The organism is Stutzerimonas stutzeri, assembly GCF_013522825.1.
In the GTDB taxonomy this organism is placed as follows: Bacteria; Pseudomonadota; Gammaproteobacteria; order Pseudomonadales; family Pseudomonadaceae; genus Stutzerimonas; species Stutzerimonas stutzeri_AK.
In genome coordinates, this window is record NZ_JAAMQZ010000048.1 from 17906 (window position 1) to 28610 (window position 10705).

Annotated in this window: 10 protein-coding genes; all 10 read right to left on the reverse strand. The window is 57.7% G+C overall.

All coding sequences use genetic code 11. The features are described 5' to 3' along the window. Nucleotides 1-23: 23 nt before the first annotated feature. Nucleotides 24-1985, reverse strand: coding sequence for an alkyl/aryl-sulfatase (locus tag G7020_RS21140; RefSeq protein WP_033962854.1), 1962 nt, complete (start codon nucleotides 1983-1985; stop codon nucleotides 24-26). Nucleotides 1986-2012: 27 nt separating this feature from the next. Continuing rightward, complete coding sequence (locus tag G7020_RS21145; RefSeq protein WP_033962853.1) at nucleotides 2013-3605, reverse strand: GMC family oxidoreductase; 1593 nt, start codon at nucleotides 3603-3605, stop codon at nucleotides 2013-2015. Nucleotides 3606-3621: 16 nt separating this feature from the next. Continuing rightward, the gene (locus G7020_RS21150; protein ID WP_033962851.1) at nucleotides 3622-4167 is read right to left on the reverse strand and encodes a hypothetical protein; all 546 of its coding nucleotides are present in this window, start codon (nucleotides 4165-4167) and stop codon (nucleotides 3622-3624) included. A 31-nt stretch (nucleotides 4168-4198) separates the two neighbouring features. Beyond that, a complete protein-coding gene (locus G7020_RS21155; protein WP_181086944.1) occupies nucleotides 4199-5677 on the reverse strand; it encodes a coniferyl aldehyde dehydrogenase in 1479 nt (492 codons plus the stop codon). After that, on the reverse strand, nucleotides 5667-5912 hold the full coding sequence (locus G7020_RS21160; protein WP_019406492.1) for a hypothetical protein: 246 nt from the start codon (nucleotides 5910-5912) through the stop codon (nucleotides 5667-5669). Before G7020_RS21160 ends, G7020_RS21155 begins: the two co-directional genes overlap by 11 nt. A 65-nt stretch (nucleotides 5913-5977) precedes the next feature. Continuing rightward, nucleotides 5978-7531: a DNA cytosine methyltransferase gene (locus G7020_RS21165; RefSeq protein WP_181086945.1), complete on the reverse strand. Its 1554-nt coding sequence runs from the start codon at nucleotides 7529-7531 to the stop codon at nucleotides 5978-5980. 90 nt (nucleotides 7532-7621) lie between these two features. Continuing rightward, the gene (locus tag G7020_RS21170) at nucleotides 7622-8503 is read right to left on the reverse strand and encodes a DNA adenine modification methylase (RefSeq protein WP_172693575.1); all 882 of its coding nucleotides are present in this window, start codon (nucleotides 8501-8503) and stop codon (nucleotides 7622-7624) included. A 99-nt stretch (nucleotides 8504-8602) separates the two neighbouring features. Then, nucleotides 8603-8821: a hypothetical protein gene (locus G7020_RS21175; RefSeq protein WP_181086946.1), complete on the reverse strand. Its 219-nt coding sequence runs from the start codon at nucleotides 8819-8821 to the stop codon at nucleotides 8603-8605. 67 nt (nucleotides 8822-8888) lie between these two features. Beyond that, a complete protein-coding gene (locus G7020_RS21180; protein ID WP_114249798.1) occupies nucleotides 8889-9296 on the reverse strand; it encodes a hypothetical protein in 408 nt (135 codons plus the stop codon). 72 nt (nucleotides 9297-9368) lie between these two features. Further along, the gene (locus G7020_RS21185) at nucleotides 9369-10619 is read right to left on the reverse strand and encodes a VWA domain-containing protein (RefSeq protein WP_181086947.1); all 1251 of its coding nucleotides are present in this window, start codon (nucleotides 10617-10619) and stop codon (nucleotides 9369-9371) included. Between the last annotated feature and the right edge of the window lie 86 nt (nucleotides 10620-10705).

Sequence of the window (10705 nt, forward strand, 5' to 3'; positions counted from 1 at the left end):
AGAAGTGACCGAGGGGCTGTCGCTTAGTCGGTGATCGGCTCGATCAGCGCGAAGTCCGGGGTGAAGTGATCCATCAGGCTCAGCAACTCGAGAAAGACTTGCGGATTGCCTTCGATGCGGATATCTCCGGACTTGATGGCCGCTGGAAAGCTGTTTTGTTGCGTCAGGATAGCATTGAGCGTTGCCCGGGTCATAGTGATGCTGGCGTCGGCATCCGGAGCGCTGCGCTCGGGCAGCCAGGTCAGCGTGGCGTTCTGCAGGTTGAGGCGGAACTGCTCGTCCGTGTCAGTGAAGCTCCAGTTCAGTAGCATCTGCTTGCCTTCGGCCCTGGGACCATTAAGGCGTACGCCGAGCAGATCGAAGAACATGCCGGTGTCCAGCGCCTGCAGCAGATCGGTGGCGATGGCACCGGCAGACTGTTGTGCCGTCCCGTTGCGCAACTCCATGGCACCGGACAGGTAGACATTGCGCCAGGGGCCGGATTCGGCCTGGTAGCCGAGTTGTTCCAGCGCAGCGGCATTCAGTTGCCGGGCAGTCTGGTTATCCGGTTCGGCGAACACCGCCTGGCTCATGACCGAGGCTACCCAGCGGTACTCGCCGCGATCGAAGTCCTGCCGGGCGCGGGAAATTACCTGCTCGATACCTCCCATGTACTCCATGGCCTTGCGCGCTGCTTCCTGCGTCGGCAGAGGGTTGAGGTTGGCCGGGTTGGCGTCATACCAACCCAGGTACTTCTGGTAAATGGCGCGGGCGTTATGGCGCAGGGTGCCGTAATAGTCGCGGGCGATCCATTCCTTCGCCAGGCTGGCGGGCAGCGTGAGCTGCTCGGCAATTTCGTCGGGGCGGTAGCCCTGGTTCATCAGCCGTACGCTCTGGTCGTGAATGAATTTGTACAGATCGCGTTGCACGGCGAGAAAGTGCCGGGCATCGTCCTGATTCCAGACCGGCCAGTGGTGCTGGGCCATCAGAATGTCGGTGCGCGGCCCGTATTTCTCCAGAACCTCATCGATATAGCGTGACCAGAGGCTGGCGTCGCGCACTTCGGCGCCGCGCAGGGTATAGATATTGTGCAGCTGATGAGAGGTGACTTCGGCGGTGTTGAGCACCCTGGCTGCGGGAAAATACATCATCATCTCCGCGGGTGCTTCACTGCCCTGGGCCAGGTGAAATTCGACCTCGACCCCGTCGATCACCTTGGTTCCATTGGCGGTAATGATGTCGGTGGGCGGAATGAGTGTCAGCGCGCCATGGCTCAGTGCCTTGCCCAGGCCATTGTCGACATGCCCGGTAGCGCTGGCGTCCAGTTCGGTACCGTACATGTACATGGCGCGACGGGTCATGGCGTTGCCGGCAATCACGTTCTCGCTTACCGCGTGCTCCATGAAGCCTTCTGGCGCGTAGATGCGCACGCGCTGCTGTTGGATGTCCTCATCGCTGACGATGCCGCGCACCCCGGCAAAATGATCCACATGGCTGTGGGTGTAGATCACCGCCACCACCGGTTTGCTGGGGCGGTGTTCGAGATAGAGGTCCAGGGCTGCCCTGGCGGTGGTTGGCGACAGCAGTGGGTCGATGATGATCAGCCCGGTCTGACCTTCGATGACGGTCATGTTGGCTAGATCCATACCGCGAATCTGGTAGATCCCGTCGGTGACCTTGAACAACCCATGGATGCCATTCAGTTGAGCCTGACGCCACAGGCTGGGGTTCACCGTGTCTGGAGCTTCTCCTTCAACGAAGGCATAGGCGCTCATATCCCAGGCGGTGCTGCCATCCGGGTTGCGTAGCGGGCCGTCTGCCGGGGCGGCGATAAAACCGCGGCGGGCATCTTCGAAGGCCTTGCGGTCACTGAAGTCCAGTTGCTGCAATACGGCTGCGTTGGCCTCTACGGTGGTGGGTTCTGCTGGTTGGCCATTGGCAGATGCGATAAGTGGCAGGCACAGGCTGGCAGCCAGCAAGCCTATGGCATAACGTTGTTTGTTCATTATTGTTCTCCGTTTTCAAGAGTGCAGCTAACCGGCTAACCGCTCGGCGAGCAGGCTGGATAACCTGGCTGTCAGCCCATAGATCGACAGCTGCGGGTTGGCGCCGATGCTGGTAGGGAACAGCGAGCCGTCGTGAATCGACAGGTTCTCCAGCTGGTGGTGCCGGCCAAGGCTGTCGGTGACGGCGCGGCTGGCGTCTTCACCCATGGCGCAGCCGCCCATGACGTGGGCGCTGCCCAGGCGCGCCTTGAAGCGGCGCAAGTCGAGCGCGTCAATCATTGTCCGCGCCTCGGCCAGGTTTTTCGCCGGGCGGGCATCGTTGTGTACGGGAGTTACCGTGCGCGCGCCGGCGGCAAACTGGATCTCGGCCATGCTCTGATAGGTGCGCCGCACGGCCTCCCAGGTGTAATCGGTCAACTGGTAATCCAGCACCGGGGAACCATCGCTGCGCAGCTGCACTTCACCTTGTGAACTGTCCGGGTGAAAGCCATCGCGCAGCAGGGCAATCATCATGTTGGCGTTGGGTAGCTGCTGCATCAGCTCGCTATTGGCCACGCCCGTGCCGCCGAGGACCGTAGCACTGAAGCCAGGTTGCATGGGCGGCACCTCCAGTTTGTAGCCCATCGGGCCGGTGGCACCGTCCTGCCACTGGAAATGGTCGGAATAAATGGACTGGGGAGCGCCATAGAAGGGATTGATCTGCTGGTCGAACTGCGCCCAGGAAAAGGTCGTGAGGTGCAGGAAGGTGCGCTTGCCGAGGATGCCATGCGGATCGGGCGCTTCGGAGCGCAGCAGCAAACCTGGGGTATTGATGCTGCCGCCGGCCAGGATGTAATGCCGGGCATGAACCTGGATCCGCCGCCCGGTCGGTGCGACGCAGCGCTCATCCATGGCTACGCACTCGAGCCCGGTTACACGACCACCGTCCAGCTGCAGACGCTCGGCCCGGGCGAGGTAGATCAGCTCGCCGCCATTATCCAGCAGCGCCGGGATGCTGGTGACCAGCATGGACTGCTTGGCGTTGGTTGGGCAGCCGAGACCGCAATAGCCGAGATTCCAGCAGCCGCGCACGTTGCGTGGGATGACTTGCCAATGCAGTCCGAGCTTCTCGCAGCCACGGCGCAGCACGTCGTTGTTGGCATTGGGCGGCATGGCCCAGGGGCTGATGCCCAGGCGCTCTTCCATACGAGCGAACCAGGGTGCCAGTTCTTCTACGCTGTGCCCAAGTACTTCATGCTCACTGGCCCAATGCGCCAGGGTGGGCTCGGGCGTGCGGAAGCAGGACGTCCAGTTGACCAGGGTAGTGCCGCCGACGGCACGGCCCTGCAGGATGGTAATGGCGCCGTCCTTCGACATGCGCCCCAGCCCTTCCTGATACAGGTCGGGGTAGGCCTCATGTTCCTGCAGCTTGAAATCACTGCTGGTGAACAGGCCGCCTTCCTCTATCAGCAAGACCTTGAATCCGGCTGCGCTGAGTATTTCCGCGCTGGTGGCACCACCGGCGCCGCTGCCGACGATGGCGATATCCGCCTCCAGGGTCAGGTCTTGCTCCAGTTGTGCAGCGTTGGTCACTTTCCAGTCGCGCTTGAGTCCTTCGGTGAACAGATCCGGAATGGGCATGCAGGGGCTCTCCTGTTCAGATGCGCGGTGGGCCCGGATAGCCGCATTGCGGCCATGACGCCGGGGTGCTGTAGCAGGACAGCAGAATCAGATTGGTCAGAGCGTTCTGACCCTGTTGCAGCAAGGCGAAGGAGCTGTTTTCCCAGCGCTTGAGGAAGGCTTGCACCGCCTCGTCGTTGGCATTCTCCCAAGAGCCCCAGATGCCGGTTACTGCGCCGCGCGTGACGCCCAGAGTCAGCAGATCGAACAGCTGCAACAGCTGGGTGTTGAGGCTGGGTGACAACTGATTCAGGTTGTTGTCGAGCGCCAGCAGAACGCCTTCTACAATGGCGGCCTGTTGCTCTGCCGGGAGCGCGCCAACCAGCACCACTGGGATTACCCGACGCAACATGGGCAGATCATCCTTGCGCAGTTGCTGGAAACCCTGCGCGGGGGTATCGGCCGAGCAACCGCCAAGGCTGGCGATGCCGCCGACGGTAGTCAGGACGGCGGTGCCGAACAATCCCAGTTTGAGCAACTGGCGACGATTCATGCCGGGGGCGTCTGCAGTGGTGTCGGGCATTATTATTGTTGTCCTTGGCCTGGTGAGTTGGTCAGCGAATCAGCAATTTGCGCAACAACTTCTGCATGGCGCTGCCGTAGGGCGGATAAAGCACCCGTGTGGCATTGAAGCGCGGCTTGCGCAATACCGCCTTGGCCTTGCTGAAGGTCAGAAAACCCTCATGACCATGGTAATGGCCCATGCCGGAAGGCCCGATACCGCCAAAGGGCAGGTCGCATACCGCGACATGCAGCAGGGTCTCGTTCAGGCCCACGCCGCCGGAATGGGTCTGCTCCATTACCCGCTGTTGCTCACCCCGATCGTAGCCAAAATAGTAGAGCGCCAGCGGGCGCGGACGGGCATTGATATAGGCGATGGCGTCGTCGATCTGCCGGTAGGGCACGATCGGCAGCAATGGGCCGAATATCTCATCCTGCATCACCAGCATGTCATCGCTGACATCCACCAGCAGGGTAGGGGGCAGGCGTTGCTCCTGGCTTGCGTCGAACAAGGGGAGCACCCGCGCACCCTTGGTTTGGGCATCGTCGATATAGCTGTTCAATCGCGCCTGCTGGCGCGGATTGATGATGCTGGTGTAGTCGGGGCTATCACTGAGCTGCGGATAAAACCGGCTGATCATCTTGCGGTAAGCCTCGACAAATGCTTCCACCCGCGCTTCCGGCACCAGTACATAGTCCGGCGCCACGCAGGTCTGCCCGGCATTCATGGTCTTGCCGAAGGCGATGCGTTCGGCAGCGTCGTCCAACGGTACCGTTGCCGAGACAATGGCCGGTGATTTGCCACCCAGTTCCAGCGTTACCGGGGTCAGGTTATCCGCCGCTGCGTGCAGAATATGTCGGGCAATGCTGGTGGCGCCGGTGAATAGGAGGTGATCGAAGGGCAGGCGGGAAAAAGCTGCACCCACATCCGCCTCGCCCAGCACCACAGCGACCTGATCCTCTGGAAAGGCTCTGGCCAACAGCTCCTTGACCAGTTGGGACGTAGCCGGGGTTGATTCACTCATCTTGATCATTACCCGGTTACCCGCCGCCAGCGCACCGAGCAGCGGGCCGATGGCCAGAAAAATCGGATAATTCCAGGGCACTATCACCCCAACGACGCCCAGCGGTTGATAGAACACCTGAGCCGAGCCCGGTTGAAAGGCGATGCCCAGCGGGCGTCGTGCCGGTTTCATCCAGCGGCGCAAATGTTTGCAGACGTGATCGATGGATTGCAGGCTGGGTAATATCTCGGCAAACAGCGTCTCATCCCGCGAACGGTTACCGAAATCCCGACTCACCGCCTCAGCCAACGCTTCCTGTTCATCTACCAGAACTGTGCGCAGCCGTTTCAGCCAACTCAGCCGAGTTGCCAGCGAAGGCATGGGATCGGCCTGAAAAGCATTGCGCTGCTGCTTCAGTAACGAAGCCAGAGGCGCCTCGATGTCGCTACGGGAAGGGCTACTATCCACTGAAAAAGCTCCGGGCGGGATTGGAGTAATTATTCTAATCTTTTTGAATTCAGATTGCATGGGGAGAGATCACCTGATGACCGTTTTTCTCGCGAAATCGGTTAACGATTACCTCCATTGGCTCATGCAGCTTTACCGGATGCTTGAACCCTTCCCCCTCCATGTGGCGCAGGAGAATGACGCCCCCAGTCGATAGCTCCCAGAGGTGAACCTTCTGCTTGCCCCTTTTTGCCCAGGCCCTGCGGATGATGCTCGCGTTGCCTTGCAACTGTGCTGCCTCAAGGATTGCACTCATGATCCTCTCCTTCCATCCATGCAAGGAGAAGCCCCGCCAGGGATTTCTCCCTGGCAGGGGTTGTTTTACGCCACCATCAGACTGAGCTGGAACTGACCCTGGTTGGGATCACTTTCCGGCAGGCCTGGCATCTGGCTTTCCGAGTTGATTCCGAAGCTGCACAACTGGCCAGCACCGCAATTACCACCGCCGCAGATCTGCCCACAGTAGGAGGAAATTCCCTCCTGTCGCAGACTCACCACGCTGGGGTTTACAGCAGCAGTGATCGACACCCCTAATTCGAGCCCAACGGACTCAATCAACGGAAAGATCACTGACTGCCCAAGCACCTCATGCGCAGTCGTGTCAGGAAGCCCAGCGATTACCACCTCCGGGATGCCTTTCACTCGTGCGTGCTCGACAGGCGTGAGTAGCCGAGACAGTTGCGGGTTGGTCGGATGTACTAGGAAGGGCTCCGTGCTCCTGCACTTCGCATAACCACGTCCGATTGTTCCGCAGAAATCTTCAGCCCCACTTAGCAGTTGGCGTGAGAATCCTTTGCCGTCTGCCTTGTCGCGTACTTCCTTATTTGCGAGATAGTCGAAGGATTTGAACCGCTCAGAATCATGCGGAACATCCTCTAATACCTCATTAAGACTTCCCTCTTTCTCTTTCAGTTTGCTTAGCTCACTAAAATCGAAAACGTCAGGAAGCCCCTTACTTATCGCGACCACAACCAATCGGCTTCTACGCTCAAGAGCGCCAAAGTCGTTGCCATTCAACACAGCTTCCTTCAGCACATAGCCTTGAGAAACCAACTTCGCGCGAATAACAACCATAGAAGCAGACGTTTGATATTCCGGTACGTTCTCGATCAGGCAAATGCTTGGGTTCAGCGCTTTAACCGCATCGAGAAAATCAACAAACAAATCACCAGCTTTGGAGTGTTCCTCTGCCATGCTCAGTTTGTTCTTGCTGCGACCTGACTTCGATGCACCTAAGCAGGGAATCCCCGCACAGATAACATCGCACTGGGGAGGGTTATGTCCCCAGTTGACCTCTCTTACGTCAGAGCAGATCGCAACACTCTTTTCATTCCACAGCTCGGGATTGTTGTCTAACGACGAATCCAAGTATTCCGGTTCAATCTCGACACCGACTTGGATAAACGACTTGATCCCAGCACGTCTAAGGCCACTATGAAGTGCCTTATCCGCAACACCACCACCATGGAACAGGCTGGCTACTGCCAACGGCTCTCCGGTACGCAGCTTTTCCGTCAAACGCTTAACTCGTTCCCGGATCTTGGTTTCGATGTGCAGCGCTGTGATCACGATCCGACCTCGCCGGATTGCAACCCGCACCCGCTCGATGTTCGCGAACACCTCGCTGAGTATCCTTGATCGAACCTCAATCAAGGGCACCACCACACCACGTCGCTCGCGCTTGGAGACAGTGAAAGTCTGGTCGTTCGCTGCGGCCGGGGCCTCGCGAAGCTCCAAACGCTCCATCGCCTTGTCCTGCACGAGCTGGTAGCGCGCACCGATCTTCACGCCTGCCCTTTCGAGCTTTCGACCCTCAAGCCAAAGGCGCGCTACGTTTTTCGACTCACCGATCTTCGTGTTGATGATCGTGGACATGATTTTCTCCTTTCCTGGTTGGGTGCCCCAGGCAAAGAGAAACCCCGTGCGGGATTTCTCCCGCAGGGGCTATTTGGTTTGTGTATCGGTTTATGCAGCTAGCTGGTAAACACCGGGTTTCAAACGAACAAAGTAGCGCTCGTCTTGTAGAACCTGACGCACCTTAGCTTGCCAGTGTTGGTTATCACGCGTTTTAGCATAGGGCTCCAGTGCATCATTGATATCCTTCAGATGAAGAATCTTGTTGCCTTGAAGCACACGCCGAACCGCTGCTTTCCACGTAATACCAGTCATCGCTGCTGCGCGCTTTTCCATTGACCCAATAAGGAACAACGAAGATTCACGCTTAGCGAATACAAGTAACTTTTCGTGGGCAATCCTAACAAAGTTGCCTTTGTAGGAGCTTGAGTCACTTTTACAATTATGCTGGACCTTGATGACCTCATCGATCAACCGACCCGGCGCAATTCGTTCCACAAGTGAACTAAGGTTATAGTAGGTACCTTTGGCACGCATGTTGCCCATAAGGATTCCATACACGCCGCCACGTTCAACTGCGTCGTGGATATTCATCACGGCAAGTTCCAGTGCTTCAGTGAAGTCCTGGAAATTCATCCGTGACATATCCCACTTATTTGGCTCCCCCCACTCTACCCCGCTATACTTGAGCATTCCCGCATATGGGGGATGCCACCAGCAAACGTGAGCCATCTCACCGATGTACGACGCAAGGTCGTCCGTAAGCAAGTTGAAGCCCTGATGTAGGTCAGTGCCAACAAATCGCAGTCCCATCTCCCTAGCAACATCGACGCTAGTACCGCCACCGATGCTCGGATCTACGACCAGGCCATCTTTTCTTTTCATGTAACTTTCCAGAAAGTCTTTGATAATTCTTCCTGTGCAGTTACCGCGATAGGATGACTTGCCCCAGTGACCACGATCCGGGTAAGAAACAACTGAGCCTGCAAACATGTCTATTCTCCATTCATTTTTGATGCTGGAGAACCCCGACTGGAGTTTCCCAGCCGGGTTTTAGGCGCTCGCCGTGTTAACCACGACGAGTAGCATTAGTCAGACAAACTCACCCTCTTCGCCGTTTGAGTAAACACGACAAGATGATGCGTAGTTCAACCAGCAAGCAGGATACTTATCCCGTGCTTGCTCAATTGCATGCAACGAATCTTCTGCCTCGCACTCAAACGTTGTTTCCGGGAGCAACGCTCCGTTCACACGTTCGCGCAGGTAAATTCGATAGCGCAGATACAGCCGTGGTATCACCAGGACTGACATGTTTCTCTCCTTTCATTTTCAGAACGGAGAAAGCCCGGTAAGGGGCTTCCCCCTACCGGGCTCATCTTTACTTTCGCCGCATCATGCTCAGGAAATTCTCACGAACCTCCTCATGATCAGCGCCAGCTGCGTTACAGCAGGTTTTGAAGCTGAACGGTTCATCTTCATCCGCCAGCACCCACAACATGCCATCCCACCAGTTTTCAATACTCACCTGAGGGTGAAGAATCTGGCGAAGTGTCATCTTGATCATGTAACTGCGCATCCAGTCGATGTAATCGTCAGTGATTTCATCCTCTGCGCGCAGCAACTCCAACTCCGCATCTGACATCTCAAGGATGTCGAGAAACCCAAGCTGAACCTGTACCTGGATGGGAACAGTTTTTCGCCGGGGGCGGCGCTCAAGAGAGCGGCGTTGAATAATTACTTCATCCCCGAACAAGTCGAGTAATGGAGCTACAGCTACATTTTCCATTCTGGCCTCCCTTTCCAAGCGAAGGCCTCCCCCAGCAGGGTTGGCCCCTGCTGGGAATGGTTTGTTGTCTAGTTAAGCGGTTAGTACGTCTCGAACAACCTCAAACAGCGCTGTCTTCAATCTACTTACCGTCCCAACTGCAACGTATTTGGTGAAAAGCTTGCTGAGAACATAGCTATTAGCCGAGCCGAAGCCGAGTCCAATAACCTGTATCCCTGAAGCCTCACACCGCTCGAACATCTCTTTGCAATATCCGTCAGTACCGGAATTTGGCTCGCCATCGGTTATCACGAAAAGAATCTTCCGCTCTCCCTTTGCGCGTAAAACCTCAATCGCGGCAGGCCATATAGCCTGTGCCAATGGAGTTCCACCATGCGGCAGAGCACCAAATCCACCCGCTTCCACTGCAGCGCCAAGACGCTCGGTTGAACGCTTGATCAGATCGCAGCATTGATCGGCCCCAGCTGTGGTTGTGCCTGGAAAAGACATCGCCCCAGTTGTTACCAGTGGCAGCCCTTCAAGCCCCCTGAGAACGGCATACAGCGCCGCCTCAGCTTGTTCCATTGCTGCATCCATACTTACTGACTTGTCGAACAGGAACTGGATAGCAGCCGATTGACGCTCAGCCCGCGCCTTGCTTCGGAACACCCGCGTTTCGCCTGCTGGAAGCATGGCTATGCGCGACGTATCGATCCGACGCCCTTGGCGCTTGAGCCTCACCCGACAGTCCACCTGCGCCTGCAGCAGTCCATTGAGGATCTGACGCAAACCAGCAGAGTGCGCTTCGCCGGTAGTGCGACGCCTACATGAGGCTTCGTCTGACCGGCGTACCGCTCTCCCTCCCAGGGGGAATGGCTTGATCGGATTGAAGCTTGCCGATGCCTTTCGGCCCAGCAACTCAGCAGCAGCATCGCCAACCTCCGAAATCAACCCTTGCAGGTCGCTTTCAGTTGCTTGCATTACGCGCTCTCGCAATCCCAGTTGGGCATCTTGGCCATCACCGGGCTGTTGCGTTGCATCGCGCTGGCCTGATGCCTTCTGGTCGGAACTTGCGCCCTGACCTTCAGGAGATGATTTCTGCTCGGAATTTGGTTGCCCGCCTCCCGTGCCATCCTCACCGCCATTGGCTGGTTGATCACCGCCCGCTTCGTCACCCTGCGAAGAGTTCTGCTCTCCCGAAGGATCGCTTCCTTTTTCGCCGGTACCGTCACTGTCGGTGTTGCCGGTTTCGCCTTCGCCCTCCCCTTGCGGGTCGGCCTCCGATTCACCTTTTTCACCACTTTTGCGGATTCCACGCCATCCGGCCACCCAGTCCGCTCTCATCTGGCCAGGCATTCCAGGGCCATCTGGCCACCTGTTCCACGGCCATCCGGCCGGGCAGTCGGAGCGCAGCGACGCAGGGGTGGCAT

What these genes read in the sequence shown, in the direction of transcription:
- G7020_RS21145 (WP_033962853.1), bottom strand. Translation starts at nt 3,605, where the DNA reads ATGCCCATTCCGGATCTGTTCACCGAAGGACTCAAGCGCGACTGGAAA.
- G7020_RS21175 (WP_181086946.1), bottom strand. Translation starts at nt 8,821, where the DNA reads ATGTCAGTCCTGGTGATACCACGGCTGTATCTGCGCTATCGAATTTAC.
- G7020_RS21165 (WP_181086945.1), bottom strand. Translation starts at nt 7,531, where the DNA reads ATGTCCACGATCATCAACACGAAGATCGGTGAGTCGAAAAACGTAGCG.
- G7020_RS21160 (WP_019406492.1), bottom strand. Translation starts at nt 5,912, where the DNA reads ATGAGTGCAATCCTTGAGGCAGCACAGTTGCAAGGCAACGCGAGCATC.
- G7020_RS21185 (WP_181086947.1), bottom strand. Translation starts at nt 10,619, where the DNA reads ATGAGAGCGGACTGGGTGGCCGGATGGCGTGGAATCCGCAAAAGTGGT.
- G7020_RS21180 (WP_114249798.1), bottom strand. Translation starts at nt 9,296, where the DNA reads ATGGAAAATGTAGCTGTAGCTCCATTACTCGACTTGTTCGGGGATGAA.
- G7020_RS21150 (WP_033962851.1), bottom strand. Translation starts at nt 4,167, where the DNA reads ATGCCCGACACCACTGCAGACGCCCCCGGCATGAATCGTCGCCAGTTG.
- G7020_RS21140 (WP_033962854.1), bottom strand. Translation starts at nt 1,985, where the DNA reads ATGAACAAACAACGTTATGCCATAGGCTTGCTGGCTGCCAGCCTGTGC.
- G7020_RS21170 (WP_172693575.1), bottom strand. Translation starts at nt 8,503, where the DNA reads ATGTTTGCAGGCTCAGTTGTTTCTTACCCGGATCGTGGTCACTGGGGC.
- G7020_RS21155 (WP_181086944.1), bottom strand. Translation starts at nt 5,677, where the DNA reads ATGCAATCTGAATTCAAAAAGATTAGAATAATTACTCCAATCCCGCCC.